Below are 18,556 nucleotides of genomic sequence, written 5' to 3'. Positions count from 1 at the left end.
TTCAGGATCTCCTATGGACACCAAACTACTCGATATCCTCGCTTGCCCTATCTGCAAGGGACCATTGAAGCTCAGCGCCGACAAGACCGAGCTGATCAGCAAAGGGGCAGGCCTTGCCTACCCGGTACGCGACGGCATCCCGGTGATGCTCGAAAGCGAAGCACGCACCTTGAGCACCGATGAGCGGCTGGAAAAATGACAGCAGCGTTCACCGTTGTCATTCCTGCGCGTTACGGCTCCAGCCGTTTTCCCGGCAAGCCACTGAAAACCATTGCTGGCAAGCCCATGGTTCAGCTTGTCTGGGAGCAGGCGTGCAAAAGCAGCGCCGAGCGTGTGGTGATTGCCACCGACGATGCGCGCATCGTCGAGGCTTGTCAGGCTTTTGGTGCAGAAGTGCTGCTGACCCGCGAGGATCACAATTCCGGCACCGATCGTCTGGCCGAGGTGGCTGCGCAACTGGGGCTGGCTGCTGATGCGATTGTGGTCAATGTGCAAGGCGACGAGCCAATGATCCCGCCTGCGGTGATCGATCAGGTGGCGTCCAACCTGGCGGCTCACCCCGAAGCCGGCATGTCTACGCTGGCCGAGCCTATCGACGATGTGGCCGCGTTGTTCAATCCGAACATCGTCAAGGTCGCAACAGACATCAACGGCCTGGCGCTGACGTTCAGCCGTGCCCCATTGCCTTGGGCGCGTGACGCGCTGACCGCAAACAGGGACGAGTTGCCCGCTGGCGTGCCTTATCGTCGTCATATCGGTATTTACGCCTATCGTGCGGGCTTTCTTCATGACTTCGTTAGCTGGGGTCCGTGCTGGCTGGAAAACACCGAAAGCCTGGAGCAACTGCGTGCGTTGTGGAATGGCGTGCGAATTCACGTTGCCGACGCGCTTGAAGCGCCACCCGGTGGCGTCGATACGCCTGAAGACCTGGAGCGCGTAAGGCGCTTGCTGGAGGGTTGATGCGCTTCGTCCAGTGGTTCGGGAAGGCGAGAGTATGACCTTGCAGGTGCAGTCCGCGATTTCCCTCAAACCTTTCAACACCTTTGGCGTGGATGTTCAGGCCCGCTTGTTTGCCGAAGCGCATAGCGATGACGATGTTCGCGAGGCGCTGGCGTATTCGGTCGAGCACGATGTACCGCTGCTGGTTATTGGCGGTGGCAGTAACCTGCTGCTCAGCGGTGACGTGCAGTCATTGGTGCTGCGCATGGCCAGTCGCGGCATTCGCATCGTGCATGAGGACTGTCTCGAGTCGATTGTCGAGGCAGAGGCTGGCGAGCCCTGGCATCCGTTCGTGCAGTCCTGTCTGGAACTGGGGCTGGCGGGGCTGGAAAACCTCAGTCTGATTCCAGGCACCGTTGGGGCGGCACCCATGCAGAACATCGGTGCTTATGGCGTCGAGATCAAGGATATATTCCATAGCCTGACTGCGCTGGATCGTGAAAGGGGTGAATTGCGCGAGTTTTCCCTGGAGGACTGTGCGTTCGGCTACCGCGACAGCGTGTTCAAGCATCAGGTCGCGCGCTGGTTGATCCTGCGGGTGCGCTTCAAGCTCAGCCGCGTAGCCAATCTGCACCTTGAATATGGTCCGGTTCGTCAGCGTCTCGACGAGTTGGGTATCGATAAACCGACGCCTTTCGATGTCAGCCGGGCAATCTGCGCCATTCGCAGTGAAAAGCTGCCTGACCCAGCGGTACTGGGCAATGCCGGCAGTTTCTTCAAAAACCCGATTATCCCTGCCCAACTGTACGCGACGATCAAACAGCAGCACCCTGGTGTCGTAGGCTACCCGCAGGACGATGGCCGGGTGAAGCTGGCAGCGGGGTGGTTGATCGAGCAGGCTGGCTGGAAGGGTTATCGTGACGGCGACGCTGGCGTGCATAAGCTCCAGTCGCTGGTACTGGTCAATTACGGGCAGGCCAGTGGCTTGCAGCTATTGAACCTTGCGCGCCGCATCCAAAGCGACATCGTCGAGCGTTTTGGTGTAGAGCTGGAAATGGAGCCGAACCTCTACTGATAGCCTGGGGATGGTCTCTTGTGGGAGCGAGCTTGCTCGCGAAGGGATTAGATCAAGCGCTGTGTATTGAAGATGAACGCAGTGCAGTCCTCAATCAGCGGACATGAAAAAGCCCCGCCTGTTTGCACAGGCGGGGCTTTTTCATGGGCCGGAGTTAGACGAGTGGTTTAGGCTCGTTTTCTTTCTCGGCCTCATGTTGCGGTTTGACTGCTGGTTGCTCAGTCGCCGCTTCTTCAGTCTTTTCCTCGATAGCCTGAGAAGGCTGGACCGATTCTGCTTCAGCGGCAACAGGTGCTGCTTCGGCGATGACTGGAGTGCTGGCCGCAGCGGCTTCCTGCTGACGGCGCGCTTCTTCTTCACGCTTGCGACGACGAACTTCACGAGGATCGTTCGGTGCACGGCCGGTGCTGCTGACCGGTGCGACCTGTGTTTCCACGATCACAGGTTGTTGCTCTGCAGGTGCAGGCGCTGCTTCTTCGACGGCCTTGGGCGCGACGTAAGGAGCAGGCTCCTCCTTCACGACGACAGGCTCGGCAGCAGGAGTAGCAGGCGTTGGCAGTTCGGACGATTCAGTGGCTGGCACTTCTTCATGGGCCGCTGCTTCGACCGGCGCTTGTGGCGCTGGCTCTGGCGTTGGTGTGAACGGCACGACGCGCTCTGCATGCGGCGCTTCGAACAGCTCGGTCTGCGCGGCAATGGCAGGTGCTTCGACCGCAGCAGGTTGAACCTCTACTTCCGGAGCCGGTTTGGCGACTGGCGCATTATCCGCAACCGGCGCTTCAACGGCAGGCACTTCAACGACCGGTTCTGCTGCTACCGGAGTTTCTGGAGTGGATGCTTCAATTGCCGGTGCGTCAGCTTCCGGTGCCTTGGCAGCAGTTGCTTCGGCAACAGGCGCTTGCTGCGCGGGCTCTACGGCTGGAGCGTCTACAGCAGTGCTGTTGGCCCGCTCGGCCTGCTGGTGTGCATCGGCTTCTGCTGTGGCGCTGATCACGCCGCCAGCCGCAGCTGCTGCGTTGAATCCCAGACCAGCCGACAGATCGGTGGCGCTGCTGCCTTGTTCAGCATTTTCTGCCGAGCCGTTTTCTTCGGAACCGTTTTCTTCAGAGCCTTCGATCACGTTGCCATTGGCATCACGTTGACGCTCGCGACGGTTGCTGCGACGACGCTGGCCACGGGAGCGGCGGCGAGGGCGGTCGCCTTCGCTACCGTCGTTGCCTTCCTGGTTCTCGTCATTGATCTGCTCTTCGTTGAGCAGCACTTCCTCTTCGCTCACGGCAGCCGCGGCCTGTTCGGGGCGTGGTTGACGTTCTTCGCGAGGCGCGCGCGGCTGGCGTTCTTCGCGTGGTGCGCGTTCAGGACGCTCTTCACGAGCAAGGTTTACGGCAGGGGCTGCATCCAGAGGCTCGCGCAGTTCGCGGACCGGACGATCTTCGCGTGCTTCACGTGGCTTGCGCTCGCGGGAAGTACGGGCTGGACGCTCTTCACGTGGTGCTGAATCCTCGCGGGCTTCACGCGGTTCGAGAACGGTACGCTCTTCACGAGGTGCGCGTTCTTCACGAGGTGCACGCTCCTCACGTGGGGCGCGCTCTTCGCGCGGCGCGCGTTCGGCACGTTCTTCACGGGGCGCGCGTTCTTCGTCACGACGGTTGTTGCGGCCACGGCTCTGTTGGCGACCGTTGCGGCGTTCCTCGTTACGGGCCGGACGCTGTTCGGCAGCAGGTTTTTCAACCACTACCGGAGCGGCAGGCTCTTCCTTGGTCGCAAACAGGCTGACCAGGGACTTCACCAGGCCCTTGAACAGGCTCGGCTCGTGAGCGACCGGTGCAGGCGTTGGGGCAGGCGCAACGGCTTCTACCGGAACCGGCGCATTGGCACGAGCAGGTGCAGTCTTGACGGCTGCTTCCTGGCGAACAAGAGTGCGGGTTGCGGCAGCCAGCGGGGCGATTTCTTCCACTTCGGCTGCAGCCGCGGCGATTTCGTAGCTGGTCTGGCTGTTGTGTGCTTCCGGGCTGTCATCACGCAGACGCTGAACTTCGAAGTGCGGGGTTTCCAGCTGGTCGTTCGGCAGGATGATGATGCGCGCACGGGTGCGCAGTTCGATCTTGGTGATCGAGTTGCGTTTCTCGTTGAGCAGGAACGCAGCGACCGGGATCGGCACCTGAGCGCGCACTTCTGCAGTGCGGTCTTTCAGGGCTTCTTCTTCGATCAGGCGCAGAATGGCCAGAGAAAGCGATTCGACGTCACGGATGATGCCGGTGCCATTGCAGCGAGGGCAGACGATGCCGCTGCTTTCGCCCAACGATGGGCGCAGACGCTGGCGGGACATTTCCAGCAGGCCGAAGCGTGAAATGCGACCGATCTGAACGCGGGCGCGGTCGGCTTCCAGGCTTTCGCGGACTTTTTCTTCCACGGCGCGCTGGTTCTTGGCCGGTGTCATGTCGATGAAGTCGATGACGATCAGGCCGCCGATGTCGCGCAGACGCAATTGACGGGCGATTTCCTCAGCCGCTTCAAGGTTGGTCTGCAGGGCGGTTTCTTCGATGTCGCTGCCTTTGGTGGCGCGCGCCGAGTTGATGTCGATGGACACCAGGGCTTCGGTCGGATCGATGACGATGGAGCCGCCGGAAGGCAGTTCGACCACGCGCTGGAAGGCGGTTTCGATCTGGCTTTCGATCTGGAAGCGGTTGAACAGTGGAACGCTGTCTTCGTACAGTTTGATCTTGCTGGCGTACTGCGGCATCACCTGACGGATGAAGGTCAGGGCTTCTTCCTGGGCTTCGACGCTGTCGATCAGGACTTCGCCGATATCCTGACGCAGGTAGTCACGGATGGCGCGGATGATGACATTGCTTTCCTGATAGATCAGGAAAGGGGCCGAACGGTCCAGGGATGCTTCCTTGATGGCGGTCCACAGTTGCAGCAGGTAATCGAGGTCCCACTGCATTTCCTCGCTGCTGCGGCCCAGGCCGGCAGTACGAACGATCAGACCCATGTCGGCTGGAGCGATCAGGCCGTTGAGGGCTTCACGCAGTTCGTTGCGCTCTTCGCCTTCGATACGGCGCGAGATGCCACCGGCGCGAGGGTTGTTCGGCATCAGGACCAGATAACGGCCTGCAAGGCTGATGAAGGTGGTCAGGGCTGCGCCCTTGTTGCCACGCTCTTCTTTCTCGACCTGAACGATGACTTCCTGGCCTTCGCTCAGGACGTCCTTGATGTTGACGCGGCCTTCAGGGGCTTTCTTGAAGTACTCGCGGGAGATTTCCTTGAGGGGCAGAAAGCCGTGGCGCTCAGAGCCGAAATCGACAAAGGCAGCCTCAAGGCTGGGTTCGATGCGAGTGATTCGGCCTTTATAGATGTTGGCCTTCTTCTGCTCGCGTGCACCTGACTCGATGTCCAGGTCGTAGAGGCGCTGGCCGTCTACCAGTGCAACACGCAACTCTTCGGGTTGAGTTGCGTTAATCAGCATTCTTTTCATGTAGTACCGTCGGTTTCCGGGCTGCCGGAAACGGCGTTCGGCACACACGACTTCTCACGGTCGGTGTCAGGGCACGTCAGGAGTGGTTGGACACTCCAGTGTCTAGCGAGGTCCTCGCCCAGAGGGGGCGGAGGGTCGCGACGACGTTTCCTGCTTGCTGTGGTGGCATAAGACACCCTTTTCAGCAAAAGCTTTGTCAGGAGGAGGAATCGACCATCGGTAGCGGACGAGATGAAGCGTCTAGAACAAGCCTTGTGCTACACAGTCCGATGGTTGTGCGTCTCCACCCTACACGTATCCCTGATAATTCGGGTGCTGCCGCGCGCAGAATCCGCAGCGGGTTGGCATTTACCGCGATCTTCGATAGGGAAGGTCGCGCATCATGGCTTGAGGCGTTGTTCCCGAAGCATTCGCTCGTAGCGTCTGAAAGCGACTGCACTTTGTGAACTGGCCATGAACTGTCCGCACCGGCAGCGAGCTGTCTGCTCTGCTGTCAGGCGTGTTTCCGGCCTCATGTCACCTGCGCTCGTTACGTTTTCAGCGTGCTCCGTTGTCACCGAACACTGCGTAGGACGGCCTCCCGTCCTTGTGAATTGCGTTGGTCAGGGCCGGTTGTCAACCGTTGGTCCGCTGTCCGGCCGCTTTTGGCGGCGTTCGCGACTATAGCAGCAATCATTAAGTGCTTCAAATCCATAAAAAATTGTTATCATTTGCGGCATGACGAATATTGCCCCTCCAACCCCCGGCGTCCAGCTGGTTGAGGTTGCCCCGGAACTTGCCGGTCAACGCATCGATAATTTTCTGATCACTTATCTCAAGGGTGTGCCCAAAACCTTGATTTACCGCATTTTGCGCAAAGGCGAAGTGCGTGTGAACAAGGGGCGGATCAAGCCGGAGTATAAGTTGCAGGCAGGCGATATCGTGCGCATTCCTCCAGTACGCGTGCCTGAGCGCGACGAGCCGGTGCCGGTTGCGCAGGCTCTGCTGCAGCGCCTCGAGGCTGCGATTGTCTACGAAGACAAGGCGCTGATCGTGCTCAACAAGCCTGCGGGTATCGCTGTGCATGGCGGCAGCGGCCTGAGTTTCGGGGTAATCGAAGCATTTCGTCAGTTGAGTCCGGATGCCAAGGAGCTCGAACTGGTGCACCGTCTCGATCGCGACACGTCCGGTCTGCTGATGATTGCCAAGAAACGCAGCATGCTGCGTCATCTGCACGAAGCCCTGCGCGGCGACGGCGTCGACAAGCGCTACATGGCGCTCGTCCGCGGTAACTGGGCAACGGCTCAGAAACAGGTGCGTGCGCCGCTGATGAAAAGCAATCTGCGCTCCGGCGAGCGCATGGTCGAAGTGAATGAAGAGGGCAAGGAGGCTCTGACGATCTTCAAGGTACTGCGTCGTTTCGGTGACTTTGCCACCATGGTCGAAGCCAAGCCGGTGACCGGGCGCACGCACCAGATCCGCGTGCACACGCTGCATGCGGGGCACGCCATTGCAGGCGATACCAAATACGGTGACGAGAATTTCAGTCGCGAGATTCGTGATCTGGGCGGCAAGCGTCTGTTCCTGCACGCCTATATGCTGACGGTACCGATGCCCGATGGCAGCAAACTGAATGTGCAGGCGCCTGTGGACGAAATGTGGGCCAAGACAGTGGAGCGTTTGAGTGCGCCGTAATTACGACCTGTTGATTTTCGATTGGGACGGCACGCTGGCCGACTCTGTGGGGCGAATTGTTCTGGCCATGCGTACCGCGGCTATCGAGACTGATCTGGAGGTTCGTGATGATCCGGCGATCAAGGGCATTATCGGTCTGGGTCTGCCCGAGGCGATTCGAACCCTTTATCCGCAGATCAGCGACAGTCAGGTGATCGACTTTCGGCAACGCTACGCTGACAGCTACATGGCCATGGATAACGTGCCTTCGCCGCTGTTCGAGGGCGTTCTGGAGTCGATGCAGGCGTTTCGCGAGGACGGCTATCGTCTGGCGGTCGCTACCGGCAAGGCGCGCCGTGGGCTGGATCGGGTGCTGCAGGCCAATGGCTGGGGAGATTACTTCGATGCCACCCGGGCTGCCGACGAAACCGCCAGCAAGCCGGACCCGCTGATGTTGAACGAGATCATGGCGCATTGTGATGTTGCGCCGCAGCGTTCGTTGATGATCGGCGATGCGTCATTCGATCTGCTGATGGCCCGCAACGCAGGTATGGATTCGGTTGCGGTGGGTTATGGCGCTCAGTCGCTGGAGTCGTTGCGCCAGTTTCAGCCACGATTGGCTATTGAGCATTTTTCCGAGCTGCGCACCTGGTTGAATGGGCGCGGCGTCTAGTTTTAGGGTTGGAGTGATTGGAACATGTCTGACGAATGGAAGGCACCCGTCTCGCAAAGCGCGGACGAGGGCATCAATGGCAAGGAAGAAGCAAAAAGCTGGAAACTTCTGGAAAAGACGCTGCTGGCCAGTGTTCAGGAGCAGCGTCGTGCGCGTCGCTGGGGGATCTTCTTCAAGCTGCTGACGTTCGCGTTTCTGTTCGTTGCAGTGGTCGTTCCGATGCTGGATTTCGAAGGTGGTACATCGCGCCGCTCCAGCCACACCGCGCTGATTGATGTGCAAGGGGTGATTGCCGACAAGGAGTCGGCCAGTGCCGAGAATATCGTCACGGCGCTGCAGAAGGCGTTCGAGGATGAGAAAACCAAGGGCGTGATTCTGCGTATCAACAGCCCGGGCGGCAGTCCTGTGCAGTCGGGCTATGTCTATGACGAAATCCGTCGTCTGCGTGCTGCAAAGCCGGACATCAAGGTGTATGCGGTCATTACCGACCTGGGTGCTTCGGGTGCTTATTACATCGCCAGTGCCGCTGACCAGATTTACGCCGACAAGGCCAGTCTGGTGGGTTCGATCGGTGTGACGGCGGCGGGGTTCGGGTTTGTCGGTGCCATGGACAAGCTCGGCGTTGATCGTCGTACCTACACATCGGGCGAGCACAAGGCATTCCTTGATCCGTTCCAGCCGCAGAAGGCCGATGAGACGCAGTTCTGGCAAGGTGTGCTGGACACAACGCATCGTCAGTTCATTGCCAGCGTCAAGCAGGGTCGTGGTGATCGTCTGAAGGACAAGGATCATCCCGAGCTGTTTTCGGGGTTGATCTGGACCGGTGAGCAGGCCGTTGCGCTCGGTCTGGTGGACGGTCTTGGCAGCGCCAGTTATGTCGCGCGGGATGTGATCAAGGAAAAGGATATCGTTGAATACACCGTCGAAGAGTCGCCTTTCGACCGCTTTTCGAAAAAGCTGGGCACCAGTATCGCTGAGCGCATTGCCATGCTGGTCGGCTTCAACGGTCCAAGCCTGCGCTGACGGCTTGATGCAGAAATGAAGAACCCGGCCAATGGCCGGGTTCTTTGTCTGAGCGTCAGGGTACGCTGACCCCTTCCTTTATTAGCATGTCCACAAGGCGTATCAGTGGCAGGCCGATCAGGCTGGTCGCGTCGCTGCCTTCGGTGCTGCGAAACAGGCTAACCCCCAACCCTTCAGCCTTGAAGCTGCCGGCGCAGTCATAAGGTTGCTCTGCATGCAGATAGCGTTCGATGCTGGCTTGATCGAGTTCGCGCATGTGCACGGTAAAGGGTACGCAATCGACCTGATGCTCGCCTGTCGAGCTATTAAGCAGGGCCAGTCCGGTCAGGAAGGTTACGCTGGTGCCACTGGCAGCCGTCAGTTGCTCAAGTGCGCGCTCGAAGGTATGTGGCTTGCCGAGTATCTGCCCGTCTAGGACGGCAACCTGATCGGAGCCAATGATCAGGTGATGCGGATATTCGCCCGCCAGCGCCTCGGCTTTCTTTAAGGCAAGGCGTCGAACGAGGTCGTGTGCGGTTTCGTCCGGTCGGTGACTTTCATCAATGTCCGGGGACTTGCAGGTGAATGGCAGGCGCAGGCGAGTGAGCAGTTCGCGCCGGTATGAAGAGCTGGAGGCAAGGAGCAGGGATGGCATGCGGTTCTCCGTAGGCTGAGCGTCGATTCTAAAGAGTGGCCGGAGTGACGAACAGGCCTGAATTTCCTTTGACATGCCAAGGGGGCATCCCTAGAATGCTGGGCCTATGTTGAATGACCCGATTCCATCTCACGTTGACCCGCGCAAATTGTCTGATCGCGGCACTACCCTTCAGGGTGAAGTGCTGCTGGGCGATTTGAAGAGACTCTGCGACCCGCTTGCCGACACTGTCGGTACGGTGCAGGCGAAATTCGTTTTTGAGCGTGACGAGCGCCGTTCTGTGGTTATCCACAGTTCGATAGACGTCCCGGTCAAGATGGTTTGCCAGCGTTGTCTTGAGCTGGTGACCCTGCCGATCCACAGCGAATGCAGTTACGCCGTGGTGAAGGAGGGTGCGAATACCCAGTCGTTACCGAAAGGTTATGACGTGCTGGAACTGGGCGAAGATCCTTTGGATCTGCTGGCATTGATCGAGGAGGAGCTATTGCTCGCCTTGCCCATTGTGCCTGCTCATCATCCTGAAGAATGCCAGCAACCGGCGGGTCTCGATGAGCCCGAACCGAGCGTGGACGAGGTAACGCGGTCCAACCCGTTCAGTGTATTGGCGCAGTTAAAGCGTGACCCAAACGTTTAGGAGTTAATCAATTATGGCTGTTCAGCAGAACAAAAAATCCCGCTCTGCCCGTGACATGCGTCGTTCGCACGACGCTCTTGAGGCAAGCACTCTGTCGGTAGAAAAGACCACTGGTGAAATTCACCTGCGTCACCACGTATCGCCAGAAGGCGTATACCGTGGTCGTAAAGTGATCGACAAGGGCGCTGACGAGTAATTTCTTGTCCGCTCCGATCATAGCGATCGACGCAATGGGCGGGGACTTCGGTCCCCGCAACATTGTTCAGGCAAGCCTCGCGTGCCTGACAGCTACGCCCTCGCTTCATCTGGTCCTCGTCGGCCAAGCCTCCCTGATTGAAGAACTCATTGCCCGTCACGGTGCCGTGGATCACTCGCGTCTGCGTGTCGTAAATGCCAGTGAAGCCATTGCAATGGACGAGCGCCCGTCCCAGGCCCTGCGTGGCAAGCCTGACTCGTCCATGCGCGTTGCGCTTGAGCTTGTTGCGAGCGGGCAGGCCCAGGCATGTGTCAGCGCTGGTAATACCGGTGCGCTGATGGCGCTTTCGCGGTTTGTGCTCAAGACCTTGCCCGGTATCGACCGTCCCGCGATGATCGCAGCCATTCCCACCCGGTCTGGCCATTGCCAGTTGCTCGACCTGGGTGCGAACGTCGATTGCAGCGCCGAGGCGCTTTATCAGTTTGCCGTAATGGGCTCTGTTCTTGCCGAGACCCTGGGCGTCACAAAACCCAGGGTTGCCTTGCTTAACGTGGGCACGGAAGACATCAAGGGCAATCAGCAGGTCAAGCTTGCCGCTGGTCTTCTGCAGGCAGCCCTGGGGCTCAACTACATTGGCTACATCGAAGGCGACGGTTTGTACCGGGGTGAGGCTGACGTTGTGGTGTGTGATGGCTTTGTCGGCAATGTACTGCTCAAGTCGAGCGAGGGGCTGGCGAGCATGATTGCCGCCAGAATCGATACACTGTTCAACCGCAACCTGCTGAGCAGGGCGGTCGGAGCGCTGGCGTTGCCGTTGCTCAAGCGACTGCAGACTGATCTGGCACCTGCTCGTCATAATGGCGCGAGCTTGCTCGGGTTGCAGGGGGTTGTGGTGAAAAGCCACGGTTCGGCCAGTGTTTCAGGGTTCCAGAGTGCGATTCAGCGAGCGATCGTTGAATCCCGTGAAAACCTGCCGCAGCGCCTGAAGGGGCGGCTTGAATTGCTTCTCCAGAACGGCGGAGCCTGAAAATGTGACGCATCAGACTGGTCAGTCATCCAACCGATCAGTCATGTAAATTTGAATACCCGCGTTCGGCCTGTCCGGACGCCCATTTTGGCTACAATAATTCAGAGGCTTGTCAAATGTCTGCATCCCTCGCATTCGTCTTTCCGGGTCAAGGATCGCAATCGCTCGGTATGCTCGCCGAGCAAGGCGCGCAGCATCCGCTGATCCTCGACACTTTCGAGCAGGCTTCCGAAGCCCTTGGCTACGACCTGTGGGCGTTGACCCAGAACGGTCCTGCCGAGCTGCTCAATCAGACCGGCAAGACCCAGCCGGCCATTCTCACCGCTTCCGTTGCCTTGTGGCATGTGTGGCTGGCCGAGGGCGGTGCGGTTCCTGCGTTCGTCGCCGGTCACAGCCTGGGTGAATACAGCGCACTGGTGGCCGCGCAAAGCCTGAGCCTGGCCGACGCCGTGAAGCTTGTCGAGCGTCGCGGCCAGTTGATGCAGGAAGCGGTGCCAGCGGGTCAGGGCGGCATGGCCGCCATTCTGGGGCTGGATGATGCCGACGTTATCGCAGCCTGCGCCGAAGCGGCGCAGGGCGAAGTCGTCAGTGCCGTGAATTTCAACTCGCCGGGTCAGGTGGTGATTGCCGGTTCCGCCGAGGCCGTCAAGCGTGCCATGGAGCTGTGCAAGGCCCGTGGTGCCAAGCGCGCCTTGCCGTTGCCGGTCAGCGTGCCATCGCACTGCGAACTGATGCGCCCGGCTGCCGAACGTTTCGCCGAGGCTGTTGAGGCCATCGAATGGCAGGCGCCGGAAATCGCGCTGGTACAAAACGTCAGTGCCAGTGCTGTCAGTGATCTGGCGACGCTCAAGCGTGACTTGCTGGAACAGTTGTACAAGCCGGTTCGCTGGGTTGAATCCATTCAATGCCTGGCGAGCCGTGGTGCGAACCAGCTTTTGGAATGTGGGCCGGGCAAAGTCCTGGCCGGTCTGAACAAGCGTTGCGCCGAAGGCGTGATTACTTACAACCTTGATACCCCGGACGCCTTTGCCGCCGCGCGCGCGGCACTGGCCTGATTAGGAGAAGCCTGTATGAGCCTTCAAGGTAAAGTTGCACTGGTAACCGGTGCGAGTCGCGGTATTGGTCAAGCCATCGCCCTGGAATTGGGTCGCAATGGTGCTGTCGTTGTGGGCACCGCGACCTCTGAGTCCGGCGCCGAGCGCATCAGTGCGACGTTCAAGGAAAACGGCATTGAAGGCTTTGGCCTGATGCTCGATGTCTGCGATGCCGAGTCTGTGAATTCGGTCCTGTCGACCATTCAGGAGCGCGTCGGTGCACCGTTGATTCTGGTCAATAATGCCGGCATCACCCGTGATAATCTGATGATGCGCATGAAAGATGACGAATGGTATGACGTCGTCAACACCAATCTGAACAGCCTTTTCCGCCTTTCCAAGGGTGTTTTGCGCGGCATGACCAAAGCGCGTTGGGGCCGTATTATCAGCATTGGTTCGGTTGTGGGTGCCATGGGCAACGCCGGTCAAGTAAACTATGCTTCCGCGAAGGCCGGGCTGGAAGGTTTCAGCAGGGCTCTGGCCCGTGAAGTGGGCTCGCGGGCAGTAACCGTGAATTCGGTTGCGCCTGGTTTCATCGACACCGATATGACGCGTGAGCTGCCTGAGGCTCAGCGTGAGTCACTGATTACCCAGATACCCCTGGGCCGTCTGGGGCAGGCCGAAGAGATTGCGCATGTAGTCGCTTTTCTTGCCTCCGAAGGCGCAGGGTACGTTACCGGGGCCACAATCCCTGTTAACGGCGGCATGTACATGAGCTAATGTGACCACCTGTTTCAAAAAAATGTCATACGAGCTGTCTAAAATCCGTTATAAAGCTGCAATCTATGCATGGGCAAAGGTACGGTTGGGCATAAGGGAAGAGCGTTAAGCTTGAAATTCGCAAAACCTCTTCTATACACTTACCCACTGGCCAGATGCCTGAACATTTCCACTAGGAGTTAAAACTAGGTATGAGCACCATCGAAGAGCGCGTCAAGAAAATCGTTGCAGAGCAACTTGGCGTCAAATCAGAAGAGGTTGTCAACACTGCTTCTTTCGTTGAAGACCTGGGCGCTGACTCCCTGGACACTGTCGAGCTGGTAATGGCTCTGGAAGAGGAATTCGAGACCGAAATCCCTGACGAAGAAGCGGAAAAGATCACTACCGTTCAAGCAGCAATCGACTACGTCACTAGCCACCAGGCTTAAGATTTGTAATCGCTGACTGCTGTCACGGGAAAACCGCACTGCTTTAACCGGCGTGCGGTTTTTTCTTTAGAAAACGCTGTGATTGTTCGTAACTGATTGTTCCGTAAACAAGAGAGAAGGAGAGTCCTGTGTCGCGTAGACGCGTCGTGGTCACCGGGATGGGCATGCTTTCGCCACTGGGCAATGACGTGCCCAGCAGTTGGCAGGGCATTCTGGCGGGCCGCAGTGGCATTGGCCTTATCGAGCACACGGACTTGTCGGCCTTCACCACCCGTTTCGGCGGTTCGGTCAAGGGTTTCAACGTCGAAGAATACCTCGCGCCCAAAGAAGCGCGCCGGCTCGATCTCTTCATTCAGTATGGCCTCGCGGCCAGCTTTCAGGCGGTGCGTAATGCAGGCCTCGAAGTCACTGATGCAAACCGTGAACGCATCGGCGTCGCGATGGGTTCGGGTATCGGTGGTCTGACCAACATCGAAAACAGCAGTCGTCTGCTGCACGAGCAAGGCCCAGGACGGATTTCACCGTTTTTCGTGCCGGGCTCGATCATCAACATGATTTCCGGTTTCCTGTCTATCCATCTGGGTGCACAGGGGCCTAATTACTCCATCGCCACGGCTTGCACCACGGCGACCCACTGCATCGGCATGGCGGCTCGCAACATCGCCTATGACGAAGCGGACGTGATGATTGCCGGTGGCGCTGAAATGGCTGCCTGTGGCCTGGGGCTGGGTGGTTTCGGTGCCGCGCGTGCGCTGTCGACCCGCAACGACGACCCGACCCGTGCCAGCCGTCCCTGGGACAAAGGCCGTGATGGTTTCGTCCTGTCTGACGGTGCCGGTGCGATGGTGCTTGAAGAGCTTGAACACGCCAAAGCACGCGGCGCGACCATCTACGCTGAACTGGTCGGGTTCGGCATGAGCGGCGATGCCTATCACATGACCTCGCCAACTGATGACGGTGCCGGTGCTGCACGCTGCATCGTCAATGCGTTGCGTGATGCGAAGGTCAATGCCGATCAGGTGCAGTACATCAACGCACACGGTACGTCGACGCCTGCGGGCGATCTGGCCGAGGCCTCTGCGATCAAGTCGGTGTTTGGTGATCACGCCTACAAGCTGGCTGTCAGTTCGACCAAGTCGATGACCGGCCACCTGCTGGGCGCTGCTGGTGCTGTCGAGGCGATCTTCAGTGTGCTGGCAATGGTTGATCAGGTGGCTCCGCCGACCATCAACCTGGATGAGCCAAGCGAAGGCTGCGATCTGGATTTCGTGCCTCACGAAGCACGCCGCATGCCGATCGATGTCGTTCTGTCGAACTCGTTCGGCTTCGGTGGCACCAACGGTTCGCTGGTATTCCGTCGGTTCGCCGAGTAATGCCCGCCTGGGTCGATGGCTGCCCCGCAGACGCCTTGTCCCTCAAGGACCGGGGGCTGGCCTACGGCGATGGACTGTTTGAAACCATCGTCGTCAAGGCCGGGCAGCCATTGCTCCTGGAGCGCCATCTGAAGCGTCTCGAAAACGGATGCGCGCGCTTGTCGATCGCAACCGATCATGCGCTTATCCGTGCAGAAATGACCCGCTTCGCTGCAGAGCTTGGCGATGGGGTCATGAAGCTGATCCTTACCCGCGGCGACAGCCAGCGCGGTTACGCTCCAGCCCCCAATGCCCAATCGCGTCGAATCCTGCAGGGCGGCTCTGCGCCAGCCTATCCGGGTGTGCATGCCGAGCAGGGCGTGCGCCTGTTTGCCTGCCAGACGCGTCTGGCGGAACAGCCGCTTCTGGCTGGACTCAAGCATCTGAATCGCCTGGAACAGGTGCTGGCCCGCTCGGAATGGAGCGATAGCGAGCATGCCGAAGGCTTGATGCGCGATACCTCCGGGCGATTGATCGAGGGTGTCTACAGCAATCTGTTTCTGGTAAGCCAGGGCCGCCTGCTGACTGCCGATCTGAGCCGCTGCGGGGTAGCGGGGGTGATGCGTGCCGAGTTACTGGATCAGGCACGAAACCTGGGACTGGTTGTCGATATCCGTGATTTGCACCTGTCCGACCTTGAATCGGCGGACGAAGTGTTTCTATGCAATAGCGTCTACGGCGTCTGGCCGGTTCGCGGCTTTACAGTCTTGAGCTGGCCGGTCGGGCCGCTCACCCGTAAACTGCAAGGTATTGCTCGCACCCTTCTGGATATCTGATTTGTGATCCGAAAAATATTGGTGTTGCTGGAAACAGCTGTCGTTCTGGCAGGCCTTTTGCTCGGCTTTGCGTTCTGGCAGCAACATCAGGCGCTGAGCCAGCCGCTCGAAGTCGCTCAGGAGCAACTGCTGGATGTCCCGGCCGGCTCAACGCCGACCGGTGTGCTTAATCGACTGCAGGCCGATGGCGTGATCAAGGACGCCTTCTGGTTGCGCCTCTACTGGCGTTTCAACCTCTCCGGACAGGCACTGCACAGCGGCGAATACCGCATGGTGCCGGGCATGAACGTCAAGGGGCTGTTCGACGTCTGGAAGCGCAAGGAGGTTGTGCAATACAGCCTGACGCTGGTCGAGGGCTGGAATTTCCGCCAGGTGCGGGCTGCGCTGGCCAAACAGGCCAAGCTCGATCAAACGCTGGCTGGCTTGTCCGACGGCGAGCTGATGGCAAAAATCGGCCATCCTGATGTATTCCCTGAAGGGCGTTTCTTTCCTGACACCTATCGCTATGTGCGCGGCATGACCGATGCCGAATTGCTCAGGCAGGCTTACAGTCGTCTGGAAGAAGTGCTGGATGAAGAATGGAACGCCAGGTCGTCTGAGGCTCCGTATTCCAATCCTTATCAGGCCCTGATCATGGCGTCGCTGGTCGAGAAGGAAACCGGTGTGCCTCAGGAGCGTGGCCAGATCGCGGGTGTGTTCGTGCGTCGCTTGAAGCTGGGCATGCAGTTGCAGACCGATCCGACCGTGATCTATGGCATGGGCGAGCGCTACAACGGCAAGTTGACCCGGGCCAATCTCAAGGAACCCACGCCTTACAATACCTACGTGATAGCCGGTATGCCGCCGACACCGATTTCACTGGTGGGGCGCGAGGCGATTCATGCCGCGCTCAACCCGGTAGCGGGAAGCAGCCTGTATTTCGTGGCCAAGGGGGACGGCAGCCATGTGTTCTCGGACGATCTGGATGCCCATAACTCAGCGGTGCGTGACTATCAGCTCAAGCGCCGCGCAGATTATCGCTCCAGCCCGGCACCTGCTGCACCGGCACCATCAACTGATTCTCCCTCTTCAGAGCCCGAGCCTGCGACTGCAACAGATGCCCCTCAGCCCGAGCCGAATGCGCAATGATGGCAATAATTAAGGATTACCTGTGACTGGCTTGTTTATCACCCTTGAAGGCCCGGAAGGTGCTGGCAAAAGTACCAATCGCGAATACCTGGCGGCACAGCTGCGCGCGCAGGGCGTTCAGGTATTGCTGACCCGCGAGCCGGGCGGCACTCCGCTGGCCGAGCGCATTCGCGAACTGCTGCTGGCTCCCAGTGATGAAGCCATGAGTGCCGACACCGAACTGCTGCTGGTGTTTGCCGCGCGCGCACAACACCTGGCCGAGGTCATTCGCCCGGCTCTGGCGCGTGGCGAGGTGGTGCTTTGTGATCGGTTTACCGATGCAACCTACGCGTATCAAGGTGGTGGCCGCGGCTTGTCTCAGCAGCGTATTGCCGTGTTGGAAGAGTTTGTTCAAGGCGATCTGCGGCCTGATCTGACGCTGGTGTTTGACCTGCCGGTGGAAATCGGTCTGTCACGTGCCGCAGCACGTGGCCGACTCGATCGCTTCGAGCAGGAAGGCCGGGCTTTCTTCGACGCGGTGCGCTCGACTTATCTGCAGCGGGCGAAGGCGGATCCTGCGCGGTATCGTCTGGTGGACGCGGCCCAGCCGCTGGCTGACGTTCAGGCTTCCCTTGATGCATTGCTGCCGCAGTTGCTGGAGCTGCGACGTGGCTGAAGCCTACCCCTGGCAGGCATCACTCTGGCAGCAGATGGCCGGTCGTGCTCAGCACGCTCATGCCTATCTGCTGCACGGTCCGGCTGGTATCGGCAAGCGGGCACTGGCCGAGCGCCTGATGGCCAGCCTGCTGTGCAAGGCTCCCGAAGCGCTTGAGGCCTGCGGGCATTGCAAATCCTGTCTGCTGCTGGCGGCTGGCAGTCATCCGGACAACTATGTGCTGGAGCCGGAAGAAGCAGACAAGCCGATCAAGGTTGATCAGGTCCGTGACCTGGTGAGCTTTGTGGTGCAGACCGCCCAGATGGGCGGTCGCAAGGTGGTGCTTGTCGAGCCGGTGGAAGCGATGAACATCAACGCTGCCAATGCCTTGTTGAAGAGTCTTGAGGAGCCGTCGGGCAATACCGTTCTATTGCTGGTCAGCCATCAGCCGAGCCGCTTGCTGCCAACGGTAAAAAGTCGCTGTGTGCAGCAGGCCTGCCCATTGCCCAGTGAGCAGATGAGTCTGGACTGGCTGGGCAATGCCCTGCCTGATTGCACGCAGGAAGAACGCTTCGAATTGCTGACGCTGGCAGCGGGGTCGCCGCTGGCTGCCGTGGCACTTTACACGCAAGGCGTTCGCGAACAACGCGCGCTGGTGGTGGATGGCGTCAAGAAGCTACTCAAGCAACAGCAATCGGCTACCCAGCTGGCCGAAGGCTGGAAGGATATCCCGTTGTTATTGTTGTTCGACTGGTTCTGTGACTGGTCGCACCTGATCCTGCGCTATCAGATGACGCAGGACGAGGAAGGCCTTGGTCTTGGCGACATGCGCAAGGTCGTTCAATACCTGGCGCAGAAGTCTTCTCGCGCAAAAGTGCTGGAGATCCAGGACTGGATTCTGGCACAGAGGCAAAAAGTCATGTCCAAGGCCAATCTAAACCGGGTCTTGCTGCTTGAAGCATTGCTGGTGCAGTGGGCAGGCCTGCCGGGACAGGCGTAGACTCGGCGTTATCCGGAACCGTTGAGGTGTTG

At 59.3% G+C, this 18,556-nt stretch carries 19 protein-coding genes; 17 read left to right on the top strand and 2 right to left on the bottom strand.

Features of this window, described 5'->3' with window-relative positions; translation table 11 throughout:
* The first annotated feature begins 13 nt into the window (after positions 1 to 13).
* Genes AO277_RS08795 through murB form a run of 3 tightly spaced genes read left to right on the top strand, consistent with a single transcriptional unit; the run spans position 14 to position 2,014 of the window.
* The gene (locus AO277_RS08795) at positions 14 to 199 is read left to right on the top strand and encodes a Trm112 family protein (protein ID WP_044318115.1); all 186 of its coding nucleotides are present in this window, start codon (positions 14 to 16) and stop codon (positions 197 to 199) included.
* Positions 196 to 960, top strand: a complete 765-nt coding sequence (gene kdsB, locus AO277_RS08790; RefSeq protein ID WP_044318116.1) for a 3-deoxy-manno-octulosonate cytidylyltransferase — start codon at positions 196 to 198, stop codon at positions 958 to 960. Before AO277_RS08795 ends, kdsB begins: the two co-directional genes overlap by 4 nt.
* 34 nt (positions 961 to 994) lie before the next feature.
* Complete coding sequence (murB, locus tag AO277_RS08785) at positions 995 to 2,014, top strand: UDP-N-acetylmuramate dehydrogenase (RefSeq protein WP_044318117.1); 1,020 nt, start codon at positions 995 to 997, stop codon at positions 2,012 to 2,014.
* A 154-nt stretch (positions 2,015 to 2,168) separates the two neighbouring features.
* Here murB and rne read toward each other — a convergent pair whose 3' ends face one another.
* Positions 2,169 to 5,492 carry a ribonuclease E gene (gene rne, locus AO277_RS08780; protein ID WP_442757256.1) on the bottom strand — a complete coding sequence of 1,108 codons (3,324 nt, stop codon included), beginning with the start codon at positions 5,490 to 5,492 and terminating at the stop codon, positions 2,169 to 2,171.
* A gap of 717 nt (positions 5,493 to 6,209) precedes the next feature.
* Here rne and rluC point away from each other — a divergent pair.
* The 3 genes from rluC to sppA are packed head-to-tail and all read left to right on the top strand — an operon-like array spanning position 6,210 to position 8,841.
* Complete coding sequence (rluC, locus tag AO277_RS08775) at positions 6,210 to 7,166, top strand: 23S rRNA pseudouridine(955/2504/2580) synthase RluC (protein ID WP_044318119.1); 957 nt, start codon at positions 6,210 to 6,212, stop codon at positions 7,164 to 7,166.
* Positions 7,156 to 7,818 carry an HAD-IA family hydrolase gene (locus tag AO277_RS08770; protein WP_002552684.1) on the top strand — a complete coding sequence of 221 codons (663 nt, stop codon included), beginning with the start codon at positions 7,156 to 7,158 and terminating at the stop codon, positions 7,816 to 7,818. Before rluC ends, AO277_RS08770 begins: the two co-directional genes overlap by 11 nt.
* A 24-nt stretch (positions 7,819 to 7,842) precedes the next feature.
* The gene (sppA, locus tag AO277_RS08765; protein WP_005782203.1) at positions 7,843 to 8,841 is read left to right on the top strand and encodes a signal peptide peptidase SppA; all 999 of its coding nucleotides are present in this window, start codon (positions 7,843 to 7,845) and stop codon (positions 8,839 to 8,841) included.
* Positions 8,842 to 8,896: 55 nt separating this feature from the next.
* On the opposite strand, the gene AO277_RS08760 is transcribed toward sppA, so the two are convergent.
* A complete protein-coding gene (locus tag AO277_RS08760; protein WP_002552686.1) occupies positions 8,897 to 9,475 on the bottom strand; it encodes a Maf family protein in 579 nt (192 codons plus the stop codon).
* Positions 9,476 to 9,581: 106 nt separating this feature from the next.
* On the opposite strand from AO277_RS08760, the gene AO277_RS08755 reads away from it, so the two are divergent.
* From AO277_RS08755 to AO277_RS08705, 11 genes are all read left to right on the top strand, one after another.
* Complete coding sequence (locus AO277_RS08755; RefSeq protein WP_002552687.1) at positions 9,582 to 10,109, top strand: YceD family protein; 528 nt, start codon at positions 9,582 to 9,584, stop codon at positions 10,107 to 10,109.
* 13 nt (positions 10,110 to 10,122) lie between these two features.
* Positions 10,123 to 10,305: a 50S ribosomal protein L32 gene (rpmF, locus tag AO277_RS08750; RefSeq protein ID WP_002552688.1), complete on the top strand. Its 183-nt coding sequence runs from the start codon at positions 10,123 to 10,125 to the stop codon at positions 10,303 to 10,305.
* Positions 10,306 to 10,309: 4 nt separating this feature from the next.
* Positions 10,310 to 11,332: a phosphate acyltransferase PlsX gene (plsX, locus tag AO277_RS08745; RefSeq protein WP_002552689.1), complete on the top strand. Its 1,023-nt coding sequence runs from the start codon at positions 10,310 to 10,312 to the stop codon at positions 11,330 to 11,332.
* A gap of 116 nt (positions 11,333 to 11,448) precedes the next feature.
* Positions 11,449 to 12,387, top strand: a complete 939-nt coding sequence (gene fabD / locus AO277_RS08740; RefSeq protein ID WP_044318120.1) for an ACP S-malonyltransferase — start codon at positions 11,449 to 11,451, stop codon at positions 12,385 to 12,387.
* Positions 12,388 to 12,402: 15 nt separating this feature from the next.
* A complete protein-coding gene (fabG, locus tag AO277_RS08735; RefSeq protein ID WP_003318510.1) occupies positions 12,403 to 13,146 on the top strand; it encodes a 3-oxoacyl-ACP reductase FabG in 744 nt (247 codons plus the stop codon).
* 191 nt (positions 13,147 to 13,337) lie between these two features.
* On the top strand, positions 13,338 to 13,574 hold the full coding sequence (acpP, locus tag AO277_RS08730) for an acyl carrier protein (RefSeq protein WP_002552692.1): 237 nt from the start codon (positions 13,338 to 13,340) through the stop codon (positions 13,572 to 13,574).
* Positions 13,575 to 13,702: 128 nt separating this feature from the next.
* Positions 13,703 to 14,947, top strand: coding sequence for a beta-ketoacyl-ACP synthase II (gene fabF / locus AO277_RS08725; protein ID WP_044318121.1), 1,245 nt, complete (start codon positions 13,703 to 13,705; stop codon positions 14,945 to 14,947).
* Positions 14,947 to 15,762, top strand: coding sequence for an aminodeoxychorismate lyase (gene pabC, locus AO277_RS08720; RefSeq protein WP_044318122.1), 816 nt, complete (start codon positions 14,947 to 14,949; stop codon positions 15,760 to 15,762). The genes fabF and pabC overlap by 1 nt, the downstream gene beginning before the upstream one ends.
* Positions 15,763 to 15,765: 3 nt before the next feature.
* Entirely contained in the window at positions 15,766 to 16,890 is a 1,125-nt protein-coding gene (mltG, locus tag AO277_RS08715; RefSeq protein ID WP_044318123.1) for an endolytic transglycosylase MltG, read from the top strand.
* Between the two features lie 22 nt (positions 16,891 to 16,912).
* Positions 16,913 to 17,545, top strand: coding sequence for a dTMP kinase (tmk, locus tag AO277_RS08710; protein ID WP_002552696.1), 633 nt, complete (start codon positions 16,913 to 16,915; stop codon positions 17,543 to 17,545).
* Positions 17,538 to 18,524 carry a DNA polymerase III subunit delta' gene (locus AO277_RS08705; RefSeq protein ID WP_005733914.1) on the top strand — a complete coding sequence of 329 codons (987 nt, stop codon included), beginning with the start codon at positions 17,538 to 17,540 and terminating at the stop codon, positions 18,522 to 18,524. The genes tmk and AO277_RS08705 overlap by 8 nt, the downstream gene beginning before the upstream one ends.
* Positions 18,525 to 18,556 lie beyond the last annotated feature (32 nt).

This window comes from Pseudomonas amygdali (genome assembly GCF_002699855.1).
Taxonomy (GTDB): domain Bacteria; phylum Pseudomonadota; class Gammaproteobacteria; order Pseudomonadales; family Pseudomonadaceae; genus Aquipseudomonas; species Aquipseudomonas amygdali.
This window is presented reverse-complemented; position numbering and strand designations above follow the sequence as displayed.

Excerpts from the sequence above, each read along its gene's own strand:
- AO277_RS08795 (WP_044318115.1), top strand. The coding sequence starts at position 14 with ATGGACACCAAACTACTCGATATCCTCGCTTGCCCTATCTGCAAGGGA.
- kdsB (WP_044318116.1), top strand. The coding sequence starts at position 196 with ATGACAGCAGCGTTCACCGTTGTCATTCCTGCGCGTTACGGCTCCAGC.
- murB (WP_044318117.1), top strand. The coding sequence starts at position 995 with ATGACCTTGCAGGTGCAGTCCGCGATTTCCCTCAAACCTTTCAACACC.
- rne (WP_442757256.1), bottom strand. The coding sequence starts at position 5,492 with ATGAAAAGAATGCTGATTAACGCAACTCAACCCGAAGAGTTGCGTGTT.
- rluC (WP_044318119.1), top strand. The coding sequence starts at position 6,210 with ATGACGAATATTGCCCCTCCAACCCCCGGCGTCCAGCTGGTTGAGGTT.
- sppA (WP_005782203.1), top strand. The coding sequence starts at position 7,843 with ATGTCTGACGAATGGAAGGCACCCGTCTCGCAAAGCGCGGACGAGGGC.
- AO277_RS08760 (WP_002552686.1), bottom strand. The coding sequence starts at position 9,475 with ATGCCATCCCTGCTCCTTGCCTCCAGCTCTTCATACCGGCGCGAACTG.
- AO277_RS08755 (WP_002552687.1), top strand. The coding sequence starts at position 9,582 with ATGTTGAATGACCCGATTCCATCTCACGTTGACCCGCGCAAATTGTCT.
- rpmF (WP_002552688.1), top strand. The coding sequence starts at position 10,123 with ATGGCTGTTCAGCAGAACAAAAAATCCCGCTCTGCCCGTGACATGCGT.
- fabD (WP_044318120.1), top strand. The coding sequence starts at position 11,449 with ATGTCTGCATCCCTCGCATTCGTCTTTCCGGGTCAAGGATCGCAATCG.
- fabG (WP_003318510.1), top strand. The coding sequence starts at position 12,403 with ATGAGCCTTCAAGGTAAAGTTGCACTGGTAACCGGTGCGAGTCGCGGT.
- acpP (WP_002552692.1), top strand. The coding sequence starts at position 13,338 with ATGAGCACCATCGAAGAGCGCGTCAAGAAAATCGTTGCAGAGCAACTT.
- pabC (WP_044318122.1), top strand. The coding sequence starts at position 14,947 with ATGCCCGCCTGGGTCGATGGCTGCCCCGCAGACGCCTTGTCCCTCAAG.